General features: G+C 39.3%; 18 protein-coding genes. 7 read left to right on the top strand and 11 right to left on the bottom strand.

All coding sequences use genetic code 11. The features are described 5' to 3' along the window. Positions 1-4 precede the first annotated feature (4 nt). The 5 genes from Q4575_RS13350 to Q4575_RS13330 are packed head-to-tail and all read right to left on the bottom strand — an operon-like array spanning position 5 to position 3692. A complete protein-coding gene (locus Q4575_RS13350; protein ID WP_303523206.1) occupies positions 5-769 on the bottom strand; it encodes a serine protease in 765 nt (254 codons plus the stop codon). After that, complete coding sequence (locus tag Q4575_RS13345; protein ID WP_303523205.1) at positions 766-1881, bottom strand: nucleotidyltransferase family protein; 1116 nt, start codon at positions 1879-1881, stop codon at positions 766-768. Before Q4575_RS13345 ends, Q4575_RS13350 begins: the two co-directional genes overlap by 4 nt. Next, the gene (locus Q4575_RS13340) at positions 1871-2743 is read right to left on the bottom strand and encodes an HprK-related kinase A (RefSeq protein ID WP_303523203.1); all 873 of its coding nucleotides are present in this window, start codon (positions 2741-2743) and stop codon (positions 1871-1873) included. Before Q4575_RS13340 ends, Q4575_RS13345 begins: the two co-directional genes overlap by 11 nt. 9 nt (positions 2744-2752) lie before the next feature. Beyond that, positions 2753-2944 (bottom strand): hypothetical protein, encoded by a 192-nt coding sequence (locus tag Q4575_RS13335; protein ID WP_303523200.1) that lies wholly within the window; start codon positions 2942-2944, stop codon positions 2753-2755. 13 nt (positions 2945-2957) lie between these two features. Continuing rightward, positions 2958-3692, bottom strand: coding sequence for a hypothetical protein (locus Q4575_RS13330; protein ID WP_303523198.1), 735 nt, complete (start codon positions 3690-3692; stop codon positions 2958-2960). 313 nt (positions 3693-4005) lie between these two features. Here Q4575_RS13330 and Q4575_RS13325 point away from each other — a divergent pair, with 313 nt between their 5' ends. From Q4575_RS13325 to Q4575_RS13310, 4 genes are all read left to right on the top strand, one after another. Then, a complete protein-coding gene (locus Q4575_RS13325) occupies positions 4006-4809 on the top strand; it encodes a PEP-CTERM/exosortase system-associated acyltransferase (RefSeq protein WP_215961929.1) in 804 nt (267 codons plus the stop codon). Positions 4810-4876: 67 nt separating this feature from the next. Beyond that, positions 4877-5614 carry an ElyC/SanA/YdcF family protein gene (locus Q4575_RS13320; protein ID WP_303523196.1) on the top strand — a complete coding sequence of 246 codons (738 nt, stop codon included), beginning with the start codon at positions 4877-4879 and terminating at the stop codon, positions 5612-5614. Positions 5615-5725: 111 nt separating this feature from the next. Continuing rightward, complete coding sequence (locus tag Q4575_RS13315; RefSeq protein ID WP_215961931.1) at positions 5726-6583, top strand: ThiF family adenylyltransferase; 858 nt, start codon at positions 5726-5728, stop codon at positions 6581-6583. Between the two features lie 174 nt (positions 6584-6757). Further along, on the top strand, positions 6758-7651 hold the full coding sequence (locus Q4575_RS13310) for a PEP-CTERM sorting domain-containing protein (protein ID WP_303523193.1): 894 nt from the start codon (positions 6758-6760) through the stop codon (positions 7649-7651). Positions 7652-8442: 791 nt separating this feature from the next. On the opposite strand, the gene prsT is transcribed toward Q4575_RS13310, so the two are convergent. Together prsT and Q4575_RS13300 are read right to left on the bottom strand one after the other, a co-directional pair. Continuing rightward, positions 8443-11094 (bottom strand): XrtA/PEP-CTERM system TPR-repeat protein PrsT, encoded by a 2652-nt coding sequence (prsT, locus tag Q4575_RS13305; protein ID WP_303523192.1) that lies wholly within the window; start codon positions 11092-11094, stop codon positions 8443-8445. Positions 11095-11210: 116 nt separating this feature from the next. Beyond that, positions 11211-12323, bottom strand: coding sequence for a GNAT family N-acetyltransferase (locus Q4575_RS13300; RefSeq protein WP_303523191.1), 1113 nt, complete (start codon positions 12321-12323; stop codon positions 11211-11213). 66 nt (positions 12324-12389) lie between these two features. Here Q4575_RS13300 and Q4575_RS13295 point away from each other — a divergent pair, with 66 nt between their 5' ends. Then, positions 12390-13502, top strand: a complete 1113-nt coding sequence (locus Q4575_RS13295) for a glycosyltransferase (protein ID WP_303523190.1) — start codon at positions 12390-12392, stop codon at positions 13500-13502. A 150-nt stretch (positions 13503-13652) separates the two neighbouring features. On the opposite strand, the gene Q4575_RS13290 is transcribed toward Q4575_RS13295, so the two are convergent. Genes Q4575_RS13290 through wecB form a run of 4 tightly spaced genes read right to left on the bottom strand, consistent with a single transcriptional unit; the run spans position 13653 to position 18143 of the window. Continuing rightward, positions 13653-14693: a FemAB family XrtA/PEP-CTERM system-associated protein gene (locus Q4575_RS13290; protein ID WP_272181316.1), complete on the bottom strand. Its 1041-nt coding sequence runs from the start codon at positions 14691-14693 to the stop codon at positions 13653-13655. Positions 14694-14726: 33 nt separating this feature from the next. Then, positions 14727-15752, bottom strand: coding sequence for a hypothetical protein (locus Q4575_RS13285; RefSeq protein WP_303523189.1), 1026 nt, complete (start codon positions 15750-15752; stop codon positions 14727-14729). 13 nt (positions 15753-15765) lie between these two features. After that, positions 15766-17016 (bottom strand): UDP-N-acetyl-D-mannosamine dehydrogenase, encoded by a 1251-nt coding sequence (gene wecC, locus Q4575_RS13280; RefSeq protein ID WP_303523188.1) that lies wholly within the window; start codon positions 17014-17016, stop codon positions 15766-15768. Positions 17017-17018: 2 nt separating this feature from the next. Beyond that, positions 17019-18143 (bottom strand): non-hydrolyzing UDP-N-acetylglucosamine 2-epimerase, encoded by a 1125-nt coding sequence (wecB, locus tag Q4575_RS13275; protein WP_303523187.1) that lies wholly within the window; start codon positions 18141-18143, stop codon positions 17019-17021. A 195-nt stretch (positions 18144-18338) separates the two neighbouring features. Between wecB and Q4575_RS13270 the strand changes: the two genes are divergently transcribed. Together Q4575_RS13270 and Q4575_RS13265 are read left to right on the top strand one after the other, a co-directional pair. Then, complete coding sequence (locus tag Q4575_RS13270) at positions 18339-19298, top strand: polysaccharide deacetylase family protein (protein ID WP_303523185.1); 960 nt, start codon at positions 18339-18341, stop codon at positions 19296-19298. Then, entirely contained in the window at positions 19291-20544 is a 1254-nt protein-coding gene (locus Q4575_RS13265; RefSeq protein WP_303523184.1) for a glycosyltransferase, read from the top strand. Before Q4575_RS13270 ends, Q4575_RS13265 begins: the two co-directional genes overlap by 8 nt. The last annotated feature ends 144 nt before the right edge of the window (positions 20545-20688 follow it).

Here is a 20688-nt window from a genome sequence, read left to right as displayed (position 1 = left end):
ACATTTATTGTGGTAAAAGTGCCCAAATGTAATCAGCTGGAATTGCATAGCTAATGCCGCTAGGGTCAGACAATACATGCTCTTTTGTGGATTTTACTTTTACACTATTTAATATCGCGATGACCTTACCGGACTCACTATCAACCACAGGGCTACCGCTGTTTCCCGGATACGCAGTGGCATCAAGTTGGTAAACAAACAATGGATTACGCAACTGTTTAATGACTTCAATCGTTAGCTGACTGGCATTATTTTGAGGAATGGCCATAGGAACATAAGCCGCGACATACCCTGTATGAACAGATTTATACAAACCAAGTACCGAACCTATCGGTAATCCGGCGATAAATATCTCAGAACCCGCGGGAGAGGAATATTTAGGTGCTGCAAGGGGCAAAGTGGGTAAGTGAGCTCGAATTTTTAATATTGCGACATCCGAGCGTTCATCTTGAGCGATAAGTTCCGCTTTATAAAATAGGGCGTCTTTACCTTCCCCGACATGGATAGATATTTCAGATTTTGCATCATCAAACCCTTTGCCGTTGACCACGTGATGATTAGTAGCAATAAAGGATTCATTATTGTTTGTTGTTTTCACAACAAAGCCTGTGCCTCTCAGTTGATAACGCGGCGCACCAAGCGGGTTGTATATGCCGACGCCAACAATTGATTGTTTCGCTGTTTTGATAAGTGTCAGTTTCTTTTGCATATCATGGGCAAAAGCTACTTGGCTTATAAGCAATAAAAACAATGCTAAATATTTAGTCATTTTTGGGTATCCTGATTTTTAACAAAGTAAGATTTTCCAGCAAACGTTTCCACCACTTCGCGATAAGCTTTTGTAAAAATATGTGGAATAAGCACTTTCATCGGCATTTTTGCAGCATGCCCTCGAATGTAAGCAAAAAGCAATCCCAGCTTGATTATTGGACCAGCGACTAAAGGGTGTTTCGGCGCAAGAGCGCCATGGAACACAAGGTCCCAGTATGCATTTTTTATTAGTGAAGCATGTGTTTTACCGAGTTTGCGATAGGTACTCTCGCATACGGTTGTGTTAAATAGTTTTTTGCAGTAACGCAGCGCCAGATAAAGTTCTAGGCTGAAATTTGACTCTTTAGCTAAGCTGTAAATATCTGCCCAATACTCTGCTGAGTGATGTTCGTTGATCAATAAACTAATATCATGAATATTGCGCAAGCCATGGTCGTAGTCTTCATTTAAAAATAGATGAACTGCACTATGTAATGTCATTGCACTAGGGCGCAATACATTCATTTCGGCTACAGGGATAGCATCTTTGATAAATAATTCTATATTCGGTGCTCTACCTGAAATAATAGGGACCAAGTTATGATGTAAATCGATAACCGTACCGCGGCTTGAATGCATCAATGGTGGGATTTCATGGCTCCACTCTCGATAATATTTATCGTCATAATCATTAACTTCTTTGCCGATCCAGCCATAGGTATTAAGGACTTTTTCAAAGCTGTCAATTTTGTCTTTTGCGGCTAATAAATCAATGTCGCCGTAGGTCCTTCCTTCACTAGCAAGGTTGTTCATCACTGAATAGGCCGCGCCCTTTAGCAAAATAAGTTGCTGGCTAGACTGACCTAAAAGACGAGCTAATTCGGCAATTTCAAACTTTACACTTTGGCTTTGGCGAATTGCTATTTTAATTGAGTTGCCTAAATGAACGTCGAGGTGTGCAGATATTTCATCGTCACTTAAAGCAATATTTTGTCGCTTAAAATTAATTGCAAAACGAGCGAGTAGTTGTTCTTTTCTCAAAACTTTAATGAGTATTTGCCAGTTAAGTTTAGACAAACTCGCGGCCTGAGCTGGATTATTAAGTAGCGAAATTATGTCTTTAGCTTTCAAAAAGAACCTCTTCATCTAAAAACTTCTCAACTTCTTTAACGTCGTTGTAAACAATTTCGTAACAATCTACTTTTTCGATTATTTGAATGATTGTTTCAAAACCTTCAACGCCCAATAAACTAAAGTTAAACGCATTTTCTGCTAGTTGCATAAAAGCTTGAGTTTTGGTTAGTGCATAAACTTCCAGCTCGACATCTGGGTCATATCTTGGGAAGACCACTGATTTTATTTCAGCTCGTGTTTTACGTTGCTCCCAACTAAACTTCGATGGGCTAACATGTACTACATCGCCTTTATGGGTGTTTCCTGCAATCGTTGAAACGGCGACATCCGGAAACCATTGTTGTACTAGTTGGCCAGATCTATTTTTTAAACAAATAGGTCGAACAAACGGAATCGCTTCAAGTGTCTCTGGGTCGATTAGAGCCATTTCATCAGAAAGTAAACGCCATGATGTTTGCCCCTGTAGATAAGCGGTTAACGTACTTTTACCGCTGCCAGGAGGCGCAGGAAAAAGTATGGCTTTGTTATTTTTGGCGACAATACCAGAGTGAATAATTAAGTAGTTAAATATGTTACTCGCAATAACATAATTCATGCCCCATTCTAAGTTTGCATAGGCATGCCCTATGGGTAAGCCTAAAAAAGGTTCGAACTGGTCAAATTTAAAGGAGCATTGAGGTTTAATATATTTCCGAACTAAGCCACTGTAATCAATTGAAACATCGTAGTCAGCCAAAGAATTATCATCAACTGACGTTAATAATTGAGGAGGGTATAACTTTCTTAGATTGTCGATTACTAGTGGGATTGTGGTTTGGATATTTAATTTAAATGGCGCCACTTCTAATTGAAAGTGCATTTAACTATCCTAAGTAGATTGAATAAATCGCTTTTCAAGTAACAAACTAACGATGTTATTAATCTCGTTAGTTTGGTTACTCAATAAAACATTAGTGGTGCATGCGTACGCTAAAGACTCGCCTGTTTCAGTATGAAATAAAACACACCCAGACCCATCAGAAAAATCATGAGTTTCGACAAAGTCTGAAAAACTAAACATTAATCAACTTATATTATACAGGGTTTTGATCAATCAGCTGTGCAAGTGCACGACCTATTGCGCCGCCACCATGTTGATTTCGCATACTAATTAAGTTATCTGCAAAATCGGCTATCGTTGCAAAAGGGCCACCATAGGCAGAAAGCACAGGATAGTTAATTCCATACTGGCCATGGTAAAGTGCGTTCAGATACATAGTCACCATTTGCGCATTAACATTGTCTGGACCTGAAAAATCAAAATATGGGTAATCCTTACCATATCTATTTTCTTTACGGTATTTTCCTGTACATGTTTTGTTAATATTTCTGTCCGTAATGAACGGCTTAGAGTTATTTTTGTTGCTCAAATAAACGCCGCTGTTGCCTTCACTTTGAACGCAGTATTTTAACGTTGGGTGCCAGTCAATTTTGTAGCCATAGGAATCGCGCTTAACAACAATATTTTCATGGTCATCATCTATTGGATAAGCATTAAACGCGTCTTTAAATGCTTTGTTTTTATAACTGCTATCAATATTGCTTAAGTGATTTTTCCAATAGCCGTGTGAACGTAAACACACAGCGTTACTTGAAGACCAGTCTGACGAACCACCAGAGGCGATTATTGAGCCGGCGATATTGCCACCAGTTGCCCAAACAGATTTTGCAGGTAATGATGCGATCAGAATTCCGGCTGAACTTTTTGTTAAAAACTTCCTTCTAGAAGAAACCTTTTTTTCTACTGGATTTTCATTGCTTGCTTTCATGACTTCAATACCTAATTTTGTTACAGCGCACGACCCCGTATTATAATCGGGCCTGCTTGATAAATAAACAGTTCTAATGGATTAATATAAGCAATTTACGAACCAAGATGCAACTCCTTGTATTTTAAGGGTATTTAAGGCCTCGCTTTTGCCGGTGTAAAATTAGCTGACACTAGTCAAAATGGTGCCGCAGGGCAAAAATACACTTATTTGTTTAGATTGCTCTAATTAGCCATAAAGCTATTTATTTAGTTCATTTTGATGCCTATACTAAAAGTCTTACATTACTTCATTTGTGCTACGGAAATTCAACTTGAAACTCTTAAAGCGGTTCATAAACACACCTATTATAGGCACTTTAGTAAAAGCTATCATTCAGAAAAAAGCTAATTCTGAAGCAATAAGTATAGCAAACCATTTTTCTGAATTTCTACAACCTGTTTTGGCAATCAGTGAGCAACAAGTTAGTCATTCATTTCAAATACGCCACAACGTATATTGCGAAGAGCTAAAATTTGAGCCGGAGTATCCTGACAAACAAGAAAAGGATGACTTTGACATCCAGTCGTTCCATTGTTTAATTCAACATAAAGCGACAGAGCGATACGCTGGAACCGTTAGAATTGTTTGTAGCACTGCTAATGATGAATTGCTACCACTTGAAAAATATTGCTTAGATTCTATCGACCACGACACACTAAACCCCAAATTGTTTCCAAGAAATGAAATATGCGAAATATCTAGGTTAGCGGTTCCTGAGGAGTTTAGACGAAGAAAAACCGATAAATTTGCCGGTGCTGCAACAGGTGCAATTAATGTTGACAGCTATTCTGAGGAAGAACTGCGATGCTTTCCATTTATCGCTGTAGGTTTGTACCTGTCGGCTGCAAGTGTTGTAGTAGAAAAAGGGATCAAGCACGTCTTTGTCATGATGGAGCCAAGATTAGCGCGAAGCATGAGATTTGTCGGAATCGAATTTCAACAAATTGGTCCCGTTGTCGAATACCACGGTAAGCGCGCTCCGTATTACATTGACCCATTTTCGTTATACAAAACATTATCACCAGGCTTTAAGTTGTTATTCGCCAATATAGAACAGCAATTTAAAGAAGCATAAATTGGAGGCAAACCAATTGCTGGTTGAAATTGGTTTTTTTATGAAAAAATTGGTAGGGAATTTATTAATGCCCATACCAATTTGTATGGCAATTATTTTGTGTGGGCTTTATCTATATAAAAGAAATAGAATGGCAATGGCGCGCAAATTACTTATTGCCAGTGCGTTATTAGTTACGTTCTTCTCTTTACCAATAACAAGTCAACTTTTGATCCGCCCATTAGAACTGGCTTACCCAAAACTGCCAATTGAAGATCCTAATTATCTGGCCACTGTAAAACCAGCTTATGTTGTGGTCATGGGATGTTGGCATAGTGACAATCAATTGCTGCCACTTGTGGCACAAATTCATCAATGTAGTCTGCCGCGAATTATTCAAGCGGTGCAAATGTGGCATCAATACCCCACGCTTAAAATCATATTTTCTGGTTACGCGGCAATGGATGATAAAAAATCAGATCCTGCCATTAATGCCGAGCTCGCAGTGGGGCTCGGTGTGCCGTTATCTAACATAGTGTTAATCGAAGGGCCAAAAGACTCTTTAGACGAAGTCCTCGCCCATAAAAAGGTTGTTGAGACGAGTAACTTTATTGTGGTGTCTAGTGCTACACATATAAAGCGGTTAGATTATCTCTATCGTAGTAACAATCTTAGCCCAATATTTTCACCCGCCGAATATGTATCAGGCTATGGTGAATTGTCGTGGCGTTCTTTTGTTCCAAACGCTTCCTCGATATACCAAAGTGAGCGAGCTATATATGAATATCTCGGTTTGTTATGGGTCACAATCAAAAGTGTTGTTTAAACACGATAGATATCTGACTCATTTCAAGCTAAATTAATCAGCAAGTTTTAGGTGCCTCTTTGAAGTCGTTTTATATAGGAGGAGCAAACGTAACTAAATAAGGAATTTTTCATGTTTAACTATAACGATGCATTTTCACGAAATATTGGCTGGATAACAGAAGAAGAACAAGAGGTACTGAGAACAAAACGCGTAGCAATGGCTGGCGCCGGCGGAGTAGGTAGCGAACATACAGTTACGTTAGCAAGGTTAGGTGTCGGGAAATTTAACATTTCCGATTTTGACGAATATGAAGTTCATAATTTTAATCGTCAAGCCGGTGCGTTTATGTCGACGATTAATCGACCTAAATGTGAAGTTATGGCGGAAATAACCAAAGATATAAATCCAGAAGCGGATGTACGTGTTTTTCCAGAAGGCATATTTGAACATAACGTTGATGAATTTTTAGATGGTGTTGATCTTTACGTTGATAGCTTGGACTTCTTTGCACTTTCTGCCAGAAAGCTCGTTTTTAGAAAATGCCAAGAAAAAGGGATCCCAGTGATAACCGCAGCTCCTTTAGGTATGGGAACGGCATTTTTATGCTTTATGCCCGGCGGTATGAGTTACGAAGAGTATTTTAGGTTTGAAGATAAACAGACCGAAGATGAGCAATTGATCCAATTTTTAATTGGATTGTCTCCATCTATGTTGCAGCGCGACTATTTAGTTGTGCCTGAAAAAGCAGACTTCAATGCCAAAAAAGGCCCATCCATTCCGATGGGGGTTAAATTTTGTGGAGCCGTTGCTGGAACCTATGCTTTGAAAATATTGCTGAACCGTGGAGAGCTGGTGTGCGCACCATACGGTTTACATTATGACGGTTATAAAAACAAACTGAAAAAAACCTGGCGTCCAGGCGGGAATCGCAATCCACTGCAAAAAATCATGTTTAGCATTGCTAAAAAATTGGTTTTAGATAAATAAACACAGTTGATTAATGATTGAGCGCTAAACTGAATGTCAGGATCTTTTACAAATGATGTTTTAAAAATCAACGATCTTTTATAAATCACATAAAATACAATGGGTTACAATATTGGCACGCGGTTAGCATAGTAAGGTCATAGTCGCTTTGACAAAACATACAGGAATATAAACATGAACATTAAAAAATCTTTACTAGCACTTACACTAGTTAGTGCATTTGGTGCAAACGCTTCTCCTATCTCAATCGATGTAGGTACTGATTACGATATGGATGGAAACTCTGTTTCTGGCGTTTTCGATAAATTTACATTTGGTACGTTTAACCCAACATCTGCATACTTAGATGCTGACCAAAACGGAACAATCGAACAAGGCAACATGGTATTTGACGCTGCTTTCGGAATCGAAGTTGCTTCATTAAACTATACAACTGACAACGAAGCATATAACACTAACGTGCCTGCTTTTGGTCTTGCAACTTACACACTAGTTGCTGACTACGAATTTTTCGGATTTGCTGGGTTTAACGACCTTAACAGCAATAACGTTCAAGATTCTGGCGAAGCAATTGGTGCACAGTTTGTTGGTGGTTACGTTAACTTGTTCATGAAAGACATTGCTAGTGGTGTATCTACACAAGTATTAGCGTTAGACGTGACTGGTTCTGGTGCTGATCTAGGTGGTACGGGTGTTAACTTTAACATCAAATCTGACATCGCTTCTATTGCTGACGACTTCTTCTACTCAGCGTATAGCGTTGGTGGTTACACAGATTTTCATGACATCATTGCAAACTTACCAGACGTAAATGTTGGTGGTCGTATTACAACTGAAATTACAAATGCGGGTACTACACCACTTTATAATGACAGCTATGTTGCTACTGCTTACCAAACAGCTGTATTAAGTACTTTTGGTATTAACGCAACTGAGGTTGATTTCTTAACTCGTGAAACAACACTAGACTCTGCAAACTTAAGTCTTTTTGTTTCTGAGCCAGCTTCACTAGCTATCTTCGGTTTAGGTTTGTTAGGACTTGCAGGCGCGGCGCGTCGTAAAGCATAATCTAACAAGTTAGATGTTTTTAAAACCGCTCAATATGAGCGGTTTTTTTATGTCTAAAATTTAAGTCCAATAATACGCGCTATAAAGCCCTCATTGATCTTTAATTCTGCTTACTGCTTACTGCTTACTGCTTACTGCTTACTGCTTACTAAACTAAATTAGATCCAGTTCCATATTTATACTAAAAGGTTGCGGAGTTGTTGAGTTGCGGAGTTTTAAGGCACAATCGCATCCAATAAAGTAAATCAGCAATTAGTGATCACAAAAACATGCGACGAATTGTTTGGTGCATTATGACGCACAAATGACTCACTAATGGATTCGTTCCTGCTGTAAAAGCAGTAAAAGCAGTAAAAGCAGTAAAAGCAGTAAAAGCAGTAAAAGCAGTAAAAGCAGTAAAAGCAGTAAAAGCAGTGAATAAAATACCGATAATTGTCATGGCTACCGCAGGAAACATACAAGCAATTACACTGGCAGATTATGTGATGCGCGTTAACGTGTGGCAATTTTTAAACCGGAGTCGACATATAGGCGCAGTTGTACTTTGTCAGGGGGGTCGTTAGTGTACTTAGCCTAATAGTTGCTATTAGCAGTGGAACAAATGAATAATTAAGAATGAGCAGGTTCTGTTTTGGGGGCTAAAAGAGGGTGTGGTTTAACCCGTTGAGTTGGCAAGGCTTATGTTTGTTACAAATTGCACCGTATGTAGGTGCTATGTTTATTATGTAATGGAATGGGACAGCGATGTCCCATTCCATCATAAATGCATTTTGTTATTTACAAAGAGTAAGTTACAAAGCGTTAATTCTATTATAATTTGTTCTTAAGCTTCGTTGATCATCCGTTAACTTATACGCTTTATTAATTAGCGCTTTGGCCTTTTTAATATCCCCCAGTTTTTCGTAGATAATGGCGCCTGTATCCAGCAATTGCGGTAGATTATCGTTAATCTTAAACGCTCGTTCTATCGTAACCTTGGCTTCAGGCAACTGGTCGTTTTGGTACTGCAACCAAGCTAGGTTGTTAAGTGCCACTAGATTTGTCGGGGTTATGCTAAGCATTTTTCCAAAATAAAGCTGTGCTTTTTTATTGTCCGTTGTTAAAAACTCGTTTGCTAACATATAGATATTTGAAATGTCATCAGGTGCCTTTTCTATATGAGACTCAACAAACTTAATGGCCTTTGGTTTTTCACCTTTGCCTACATATGCGGCATAAATATAACGCGCTGATTCAGAGGTTTGTTTTTTATCATAGTATGCCTGTAACAGAGGTAAAGACTGTTTATAATTTTTTCTGTTTAACAAGATTTGCCCCTGCAGATATTGCACAACAAGGTTCTTAGATTCATCTTTAAAATAGCGACGTAACAAGCCTTCCGCTGTATCATTTTGACCATCACGAATTAACAGGTTTACGTGTACAATTTGCAAACCTTTTGAATCTGGGAAATGAATAAGTGCGTTTTCTACAGACGTCAACGCTAAAGCAAATCGTTTTAAACCCTGCTCTGCACTGATCTTTTTTAACCAAGCCAATTCAGCTGTTGGATTAGCTTGGGTCCAACGGCTATAAAGCTTAAGCGCTTCATTGTTTTTGCCAACAACTTGCAAGCTGTCGGCAAGTGCTAGCCAATAAAACTCATTTGTATCTTGAGTTGGTTGAAAGTCATAACTTGTTAAAATTCTGATGACTTGATTTGGTTTCTTTTCGTTTAAATATAACTGGGCAAGTTGTAAACGATGAGGTTCAGATGTCAAATTAACCTTAAATCTGTCTTCCATCAGATCGAGGGCCTCTTTAGTATTACCCTGCTCTCTACCGATAAAATAATACATTTTAAGGGCTGTTAGGTTGTCCGGCTCTTTTTGAAATAATTTGGTTAAGTGCGAATTGGCTTCCTGGTAATTACCTTGCTTCATATTTACATTGGCAAAATACATATGAGAAGGGGTATTTGTCGAATCTATCTTTAAAGCATCTTCAAATGCTTTGGTTGCCAACTCGACTTTGCCTTGTTTTTGATAAACATAACCTGCCAAGTTATAACCATTTATGTCATTTTGTTCCTGCCATGTTTTAGCAAGTTTAAGCGCTTTATCAAATTCATTGGTCGCCATATAGGCCGAGGCCAAAGCAGACTTAGCCACCGACAAGTCAGGTGCGATCTCTAAAGCTTGCTCTAAGTTGACGACACCACTAACATCATCAAGGCTGAGTTTGGCAAGGCCGTGAGTAATTAACGCGCTGGCACTTTTACCATCTATGTTTTCTGTTTTTGCCAATAATGTTTTTGCTGTTTTAAAGTCACCGTCTTTAATTAACTCAAAACTTGCACTAGCAAACATAGATGCGTCAGCATCATCTAGGCCTTCAAGTTCTAACATGGTGGCTGAGGCTTCTAATGTATAACCGAGTTGCAGCTGAGTAATCGCCAGTATTTTTTTGGCTGGGTGAGTCGGCGGCATCTTGTCAGCTATTGAACTTAAGTATTGATATGCTTTTTCATATTGTTTGTTTTGAAAAGAGGTTAGTCCAGCCATGAGTCTATTTGTAGTTGAATCTATACCGTTTTGAATCGCTTTTTCAAAGTGACCCTGGGCGACTTTATATTCCTTGGCGTCAAATTTAATAACACCTTGTAGCTGATTAAGAAAAGCCTGCTCATGGGTGTATTTTAACAAATATTCTGTATGTACTTGTGCAGCAGAAAACTGCTTATCTTTTACTAATGCGTCAGCAATATATAGTCGTATTTGTCTATATTTTGGCATTAATGTTAAGTGGTGTTCGTATGCTTTTGCCGCTTCGCCATACTTTTTAAGGCTTCCTAATACGAGCCCCTTTAGCATAAAAATATCTGAATTATTTGGGAACTGTTGAGACAAAGCCTCTATTATGTTGGCCGATTCCATCAAGTCTTGTTCTGACATTAGATAAGCTGAAGCTAGTTTACCGTAGATGGTTTCTGGAGCTAACGTAACTAAGACTTCGAGGGTTTGCTTGCCAAGTTCTTCATTTTTTAAACGATAGTTAGCCATGGCTTTATGGTACAAAAAGGCACTTTGCAAGTTGATGTCTTGCCATTCCTCTGGACCTTCAATAAATAATGTACTTTCAAAGTCACTTAAAAGGTTGTGCACTTTTAACAGATCTGAATAATGCTTTTCCGTACCTTGGCCTTTGTTTATTACATAGGCTAATTCTTTTTCAGCATTATCTAGCGAACCATCTGCCATATAGAGTTCGGCCAATTGCTTTCTGGCTTCGATATTGCCAGGCACTTCCTTGATTACATTTTTTAACGCAATTATGGCGGATTCACTGTCACCGTTTTGAATATGCTGTTGAGCAAGTTTGAAATACTCTTCAGGGGAGGTACCGCCACAACCTGCTAATGCAATAATTATTGTAGAAACCAGTAGTAATCTTGAGGAGTTCATATTCAATCCAATCCTATTTTTATAGTTGACAAAGTGTCCGTTTAATCATTCAACTTACTATATTATAGTGCGTAAGTTTTGTCCCGCATTGTATTGCAATAACAAATTCGTATTAATCATTGTCTTTGCTTAACGTTTAGAAATTTTCTTTTTAATTTACCTAAGCTGGCTTCAATTTTAAATTTAATCTGTCGTTTTTGTACAGTAATTTGACAGTACGCCTCTGTATTGTTTGATAATTTTCTTTTGTAATCGGCGTCACCGGCTAAGTAGTCGATAAAGGCAATATTCATAGTATGCGCTTGCCTTGCCACTAAGCAATGCAGTGCAAGTCCAATTTTAATTTTGTTGTCAGTAATTGGCTTAATACAGCTTAAATAAAATGCCAGATTACGTTTGTTACGCAGGTAATAATTAACAGCAATAATTTCACCCCCGGAGGATAAAACCGCGATACAGGCGTTGTCTAACTTTTGCCGAATAAAGCGGGAGTGAAAATCCTGAAATGTATCGTTATTAAAGCCACTTGGAGTGGCAGTACCTTCCCATTTGGTTATGTGCCAATGGGAGAGTTGTTCTAACGTATTAAGTATTGCTGCGGGATCGGTAACAAATTCAAAGGTTAAGTCATTATCTTGGTTTAAACGACGAATGGTACGTTCTACATGCTTATATGTAGAGTTTGAAATTTCCTGTGGAAACCGCGAGCTATCTTTTATCGCATTTATAGCGAGTAAATAGCCGACGTCGATATTTTCTTTTACTAATTGATAGTCCGTGTTGTGGGTGGTAATTCCAATGGATGTTTCGTCAAGAGCGACGTTAACAATAAATTCATCAACATCAGGCTGATTCAAAAAAAGGTGTTGCCACATTGCGGACGTAATTTGACGTGAATTTTGGTCACTTACTAAAAAGTTGTTTTTCTCGATCCAAATTTGGTCTAATTTGTCATCACCTGTTCGGTGTAAATACCACTGTTTAGATTTAAAAAGCCCATGCCTTGTGACGTGTTTCTCAACAAATATTCCAATACCAACACACTGGTTGTGGTGTGAAGCAGTAATAACATAACTATCATTTTGGTCTTTTAATAAAGACAACCAGCTGTCGATCCACGGCCAACTCAAAAATATATTGGGAATTGCCGTTTGTGCGACGGTAAACCACATGTTTTTTAGGTCGGAATGTGTAAAATGAGACAGCCGTTTTAATTCGATAAAATACACTACGTATTACCATTTTAAATTTTGTTAAAAAGCTTAGTTTCAAATATACGAGAAAATAAACATTTTATGAAAGCACAAAAGACAGAAATACAAAAGATAGTGCATCTTGTCCCTAGCTTTGGTTGCGGTGGTTTAGAGAAAGTTATTGTCAATCTGGTCAATCATTCCCGTGATTATCCAGTTAAACATGTTTTAATTTCCTTAACCAGCGAATTTGGCCTGATCAAAGCGTTCGATGTGCCAGTTGATGTGTATTGTATTGGAAAAAAACCAGGCAACGATTTATTTAGTCACTATAAGTTACTCCGCCTCTTACGTCGCCTCAAGCCCAAGGCAATGCATACTTATAATTTTGGCACGATAGAATACCATTTGGCTGCCAAGTTAGCGGGTGTACCTACAACCGTTCACTGTGATCATGGTCGTGGAGGAGATGATCCAAAAGGCCTAAACCAGTTTAACAATCGTTTCAGAAAGCTTATTTCGACCTTTATCAATCACTATACCGTTGTGTCATACGATCTATATAATTGGGTCATCAACGACTTAGGTATTAATATCAAAAAAGTAAGTCTGGTTTTTAATGGGGTTAATGTCCCTGCGCAAATGCCGATACAAGATCGAACCAATAACGCTAAGGTGATAACAACCGTTGGCCGGCTCGACCCAATTAAAAATCAAACTATGTTGATGAAAGCGTTTCAATTGGCCAAAGAAAAGTCAAATGTTATGGATACGACTATTCTACAATTTGTTGGAGATGGCCCGTCGTATCAGGAGCTCGATACGTTTAAATCGACCCTGACCCATCAATCCGATATTCATATGCTTGGTTATCGGTCAGATGTTGACGATATCTTGTCTGGCACCGATTTGTTTGCTTTGTCGTCTCATTATGAAGCAATGCCAATGACCATATTAGAATCCATGGCGCTTGGAATACCAGTTGTTACCACCAATGTGGGTGGGATATCTAAGTTTATCACCGACAACGAAGTGTGGTTTGTCGAGCCAAATAATGCAGAGCAAATGAGTGAATTATTTGTACAAATACTAAGTGGTTCAACGGATGTTCAGCAAAAAGTCGAGCGTGCCTACGACTTGGTTTCTAGTAAGTACAGTGTTGAGTCGATGGTCGCGCAGTACATGACGTTATATAAGGTTCTACCTAATAGCTAATACACTCTGCTTAACGCGCTGCATTGAGCGAGCTAAACAGAGTAGCTAAACAGAGTAGCTATCATTACATACTTCTACCAAATACATGTTTCTACTGAGTGCATGCAAGCTATCAAATAACTGGAAGCATTAATTCACTGAAAGATTGTTTTAAGGTAGGTTTTTTACGATAGGAGGTCCTATCAATTTTGTTATCCCAAGAGGCAGTTTTTGCCAAATTTTAATGGCTAACTCAAACTTACTGTTGGTCGGGGATAAATTAGGAAGCGTTTTTCCATCTGGAACCCAGTGATACCAGTAACATTGGCTCGGTTCAGCGCCCCATTGTTTCTTAAACTTGTACGTACCCGCGTCGATAGTAGAACGTCCGAAGTCGAACTCTTTAAATTCTTGCTCGATAGCGTAGCTTAGGATTTGCCAGTAAAGGTACATATTTACTGAAATTCTATTTGCGTACCTTACGGTGCTCGCCCATGGAATTTCCATGCGATTATTGTGATGCAATAAGAACCCGGTTGAAACCGGTTTTCCTTCCCAATAGATCACGCACAATATGGCATTGCTGGCAAATGTCGTTAATATTTCTTGGAAAAACGACTTCGCGTAAACCGGTGTACCTAAATCTCGCATGTTAAGGCAGAATACTTCATAAAAATCGTCGAGCAGTTCTAAGCCACCAAATTTGTGACTGACACCTTCTCTAATCGGTCGTTTAATTTGTGAGCGACGTTTAGAGCCTATTGATTTACCAAGCAACTCTGCAGTTTCAGGGAGTTGCAGGATCATATTCACTTTGCTGGTGGATACTTCTAGCGTTGAATCTGGGTCGGCCTGATTTTCTCTAAACTGGACATAGTCAATGCCTTGCTGTTTAGCAAATTCAATCGTTGCTTGAGTGAGTTTTTGTGCAATTTCGGTTGAGTCTGCAATGGCGCCACCGTAATTGAAATAAGGCATAGAGATTAGATTATTGCCAAATAGGGCACTTTTAACGTTTACCGCAGGCAATACGCCACAGATCTTGCCAGACTCATTGATAGCGTAAAGGTACGAGGCTTTGTGGCCAAAACACTTTTCAATTAACGGTTTCCAACTCATGAGATGATAAATAGAACCATTGTCATGTGACTTAACGTACTCGTCCCATTCAGCATCGATGGCGCTGTTGTATGTTTTAACTAAAATCGTCATTTATTAGGTCCATTTAATCACAGTAATAAAATCTTATGGTTGCTCGGCGGTCCCATAAGTTGTTGCTCTAAAGATAATATCATCAAAATCTTCTAATTTTGGAATATATGGCAATTCAGCAATAAATGCCTTATTTCTCGATGAATACCAAGTGTTATTTGGTAAAAAATCAGCGGTGTACAAAAAGTCACCAATATAAACGTTGTCTGTTATTTCAATTTTATCCGCAAGTCGATAGCTAACAATGACACTGGATTTTGCTCTATCTAGGATAAAAATATTATTTTTAATTTCAATTGAATTGACATCAAATAACCGTTCTACTTTTTTCTCAAGGCCGTAGGCTATGAGTTGTCGGTTAGTCGAATTATCACCTTGCTGCAAAATACTCTTTTGAACAATAAGTTCGCCAAAGTTTGCAGTGTCTATTAATCGACTATCATCACCATTAATTGTTGCAAGTCTCGACTCCAATATGACGGTTTTTTTAGAACGACTTTTGATCCCAGAGCCTTCTCCTTGCATCGAAAGAATCTCAGAGCGATAAATTCGGAGCTCGTCTGCAAAGGCATACACCGCATGGGAATAACCCATTCCTTTGCCTTTCCCGCCTAAACGTTCAAATTTAGAATATTCAATATTCACTTTACCCGCATTTCTGCTAGTGAGAATTCCTACTTGGCTATCGTGGGCGTATAGGTTGCGAACAGTGAGATGTTGACCTTCAAATCGAATACAAGCGCCGTTTTTGTCTTTTACTGCAATATTGCGGCACTCAATGGATTCAACAGTAATATTATTGCCGGTAAATACCAAAGCGGCTTTCTCGTCGGCAATGGCATTGTCAAAAACAACGCCTTCTTCGCCAATGAGTTCTATATCGCTTGCTTTAATATAGGCGCCTACAGCATAAACGCCTTTTTGGAGGTAAATACGGCTACCATCTTTAATGGCCGTGCGTGCTGCAGATAGTGAGGTAAAGTCGACTCCATCTACCGTCACCATTGCCGCGAGGCAATGATGACTAAGTAATGTGATGAGCAGTAGGAGCGACTTCATAAAAGCGATGCTTTTATAAAAGACCGCGTGTATCGATAACGACTTTTTTGGCAAACAATGAGCGGTCCGCTGCTTTAAATTCTTTGTGATCAACCAAAATGACCACAACATTGGCAACTTCTAGTGCTGCAGCAACAGACGCAAGAGTGACATTTGCATCCGAAAGTGAACCCGGAAGCTCGCTAATATTAGGCTCAACCGCAATTATTTCGCCAACTTTGGCTTGGGCAAGATCTTCAACGATTTGTACCGCTGGACTCTCTCTGAGGTCGTCGATATCGGCTTTAAATGCTAGGCCTAAACAAGCAATAACAGGGCGTTTAAACTGATCAGCCGCTTCTTTAATTTGATTAACAACATAATGAGGTTTTGCATCGTTGGTTAATCGGGCTTGTTTGATTAGTTTTGCATGTTCCGGGCAGCTATCAACAATAAACCAAGGGTCTACAGCGATGCAATGGCCACCAACACCAGGTCCTGGGCTCAAGATATTTACGCGAGGGTGCCTGTTTGCTAATTTGATCAGCTCCCATACGTTAATACGCAGTTGGTCACATATGGTGGATAATTCATTGGCAAAGGCAATGTTAACGTCTCTAAATGAGTTTTCAGTTAACTTAGCCATTTCTGCTGTTCTAGCATTGGTGACAATACATTCGCCGCGTACAAATGTTTTATACAGGTCTACAGCAGCGGCGCTACATGCAGGAGAGACACCACCAATGACACGGTCGTTAGACACTAACTCTTGTAATACATAACCAGGTAAAACACGTTCTGGACAATGCGCGACTTTAATGTCTGCTTGATCGCCAATATCCTGCGGGAAGGTTAAATCTGGGCGTGCTTCTTTTAACCAACCCGCGAGTTTTTCAGTTGCACCCACAGGTGAGGTAGATTCTAAAATGACCAAATTACCGGCTTCAATTACAGGTGCAATGGCTTTTGCCGCTGACTCAATATAGCTTAGGTCAGGAGAATGTGAATCATCATCACCGTGTTTAAACGGTGTAGGAACTGCAATCATAAAAGCGTCGGCTTTTTCAACAGTCGTCGTGGCTCTTAAAAAGCCGGTAGATACAACACTTTTAACTACTATGTCTAAGTCTGGTTCTACAATATGAATTTTACCAGCATTGATTGTATCAACCGCGTGTTGATTTATCTCAACACCAACAACCTTGATACCACGGGATGCAATAACGGCAGCCGTTGGCAAGCCTATGTAACCCAAACCAATAACTGAAACTGTCTTAAAGTCCATTACTATAATTCCTCTACTAATGTTTGTACTATTCTTTGACAAGCTTGGCCGTCACCATATGGGTTATGGGCCTGCGACATCGTATTATATTTAACTTCATCGTCTAGCAATGTAATTGTTTGCTCAACAATGCGTTGTTCATCGGTTCCTACTAATATGACAGTACCTGCATCAACGGCTTCTGGGCGCTCTGTTGTATCACGCATAACCAGTACTGGTTTACCAATTGAAGGCGCTTCTTCTTGAACACCACCTGAATCAGTAATGATCAAATAGGATTGATTCATTAAATAAACAAATGGCAGGTAATCTTGTGGTTCAATTAAAAATACGTTGTCTAAGTCGGATAATAATCGGTTTACCGGTTCTCTAACGTTAGGATTCATGTGCATTGGGTAAACGATTTGTACATCTGGACGTTGTTTAGCAATAGACGCTAATGCACTGCATATCCGTTCAAATCCGTCACCAAAACTTTCACGTCGGTGACCGGTGACTAACACTAATTTTTTATCAGGGTTAATAAATGAGAACTTTTCAGTAAACGCAGAGCGCAACGCGTCATTGTTGTCTAATTTTTGTTTAACCCACAATAATGCGTCGATTACCGTGTTACCAGTGACATAAATATTAGACGCTAGTGTATTTTCTTTAAGTAGGTTTGATTCTGACGATGCTGTTGGCGCAAAGTGGAATTGAGTGATTGCACCTGTTAATTTGCGGTTGGCTTCTTCTGGCCAAGGAGAATAAATATTGCCAGTACGTAGTCCGGCTTCAACGTGTCCTACTTTTACTTGCTGATAAAAGGCCGCTAAAGCAGCACTAAATGTTGTGCTAGTGTCGCCGTGAACCAAAACAATATCAGGTTTAAAATCGGCAATGACCGCTTTTATGTCGGTAAGGATCTTGGTTGTCACATCGTATAGGTCTTGGCCAGGTTTCATGATGTTCAGATCGTAGTCAGGAGTGATTTCAAACAGTTGTAAAACCTGGTCTAGCATTTCTCTGTGTTGCGCTGTAACACATACGCGGGATTCTATTAAATTAGACTCTGCTAATTTGTGAACGAGAGGGGCCATTTTGATTGCTTCTGGTCGGGTACCAAATACCGTGAGGACTTTTTTCATTAACCTTGCCTATTAAAAAAGAGTGTTCCGTAACTAATTTACCATATTGTTTAAGTTATTTGGCCTTTCGTCCAGCACTAAATGGATTAATTTACCAATAACTTATATATAAGCGTGGTTCACAATAAATTAAACAGCGTGTACTCTAAGCTTGTTTGCAATTCAATCGTAATGGATTATAGGGATTTATTAACAATGCTGAGTTGGGGTTTGAATATTTTAGCCTGGATAAACTTTCGAAAACATCGAGAGTATCCTTTGGCCGTTTTGTATTTTCATCGCGTTTTAGATAAAGCGGACCCGTTTTGCCCAGACGACTTAGATGTTGCTGGTTTTGAGCAACTCATCGCTGCGCTTAGCAAACACTTTACTATTTATCCCCTGTCCAAAGCCTTGGCACTGCAAAAAAAGGGTAAGCTACCTAAATTAGCTTTGGCGCTCACGTTCGACGACGGTTACTTAGATAACTACACCAACGCACTCCCTATTTTAGAAAAGTACAATATCAAAGCGAGTTTTTTTGTTGCAACTCATGGCACCCAACAAGGGTGGTTATGGAATGATCAACTCGAAACCTGCTTACGAAAAGCTGCATTAGCCAACCTAGATTTTGAAAACCAACATTATTCTTTAGCAACTGAACAAGCTCGTGCTAATACTTATTTAACCCTAGTTTCAAAAATCAAATTTTTACCTAATGCGTTACGAGACAAAGCTGTGGATACTATTGTAGGATTGTGTGGCGATCCTGTTGTTGAGCGCTGTATGATGACCGAATCGCAGCTCAAAAATTTGGTGAGTCGCGGACATGATGTCGGGGCACACACTGCCAGTCATAGTATTTTGGGTTTTCAGCAAGACGCCGTGGCGGAGGAGGAGATTTCAACCTCGATTCGTTATTTAAACGATGTATTAGGTACAACCACCACCATTTTTGCCTATCCAAATGGCTGGTTTGACCGGGATTTTAGTAATAAACATGGCTCTATGGTAAAAAAATGTGGTGTTGAATACGCTGTTGCAACAAACGATGGTGGTATTGTGCAAACCAGTAACAACTTAGCCTTGCCTAGGTTTATGCCGTATCGGAAAAAAATAACGCCATTTTGTTTATCTTTAGAAAAGATAGCCGGAGAAGTGACCATTAATGAATGAGCAAATCAAAATGAAAAAACAAAAAACAATATTAATGGTCGTATTTGAGTTTCCGCCGAGTAATGGTGCGTCGGTGCCAAGAATTGAGAGCTTTTACCGCTATTTAAAGCAATGGGGGTGGAATGTAGTGGTATTAACTGCGACTGACCGAGCTTATTCAAAAATTGACCGCACCTACACTGACGCGGCTGACCACAAGATTTATCGAGCCAACGCCTATGACGTACAAAGGGATTTGTCTTATAAAGGTAAATATCTATCTATTATGGAAACGCCCGACCGCTGGGGGCTTACATGGATCCCGGCGGCGTTAAAAACAGGCAAAAAACTGTTAAAAAAATACCAGCCAGATGTCATTTGGTCATCGTCTCCAATTCCAAGTACACATTACATTGCAAATAAACTGGCGGCGTCAAATAAAACGCCCTGGGTCGCTGATTATCGTGATCCTTGCCATTACATGAATGGCTCTGCTGGAAAATGGTTAGACTACATTCATAAAAAAATTGATACAAAAGTAATGACAAATGCCGCGCAAATTACGTTCGCCACAAGTGCCGTGAGAGATTTGTATCAAACCGAATATGGCGAGTTGGTCTCATTAAAAAACACCGTTATAGAAAATGGCTACGATGAAGCCAATTTTGAGAAACTCGCCGGTATGCCAGATAAGTCGACACCGTTTTCTGCCGATAAGTTTACCTTATATTACAGTGGTGTTTTGTATCCAAATGGGCGAGATCCAGAGCCGATATTTGAGGCGTTGTCGGCAATAAAAGCGGACGGATTAATTACTGCAGACAATTTTGAACTAATATTTCAAGGTGCCGGGGACGGCAACGATTTTGCACAAAAGTTATCGCAACTCGGCATTGACGACCTTGTTCGATTTATCGAGCCAGTGCCGTTTATCAACGCTTTAAATAATATGACCCAGGCCAATGCTTTATTGCTAATACAAGATGCTCGGTTTAATAAACAAATTCCGGGCAAAGTATACGAATATCTACGGACTCAAAGAGCGATGTTGGTTAAGGCCGACGATGCAGGCGCAACCTATAATTTATCGAAACAATTTGACGGCGTGTACTTGGGACAAACAAAAGACAATTTAACCGTTGCAATTGTTGATTTGTTGCAGGCAAATGGGGGTAAAGACATTACGTCTTTTGACCGTGATTTGTCGCTGTATAGTCGCAAACAGAAAGCAGAGCTATTGGACGTTATATTAACAAACTTAATCTAATGAGCTGATTTAAGTTATAAAGAAATAAAAACAGTTATTCGATAGAACATGTTTTATCATTTAGACTAGAGTTAATATTGTTAAAGATGTAACGCCGCTTGGTGTTTAACATATGGACAAAGTGACCGGCTAAACTTTTTAATT

The organism is Psychrosphaera sp. 1_MG-2023 (genome assembly GCF_030548245.1).
Taxonomy (GTDB): Bacteria; Pseudomonadota; Gammaproteobacteria; order Enterobacterales; family Alteromonadaceae; genus Psychrosphaera; species Psychrosphaera algicola.
This window is presented reverse-complemented; position numbering and strand designations above follow the sequence as displayed.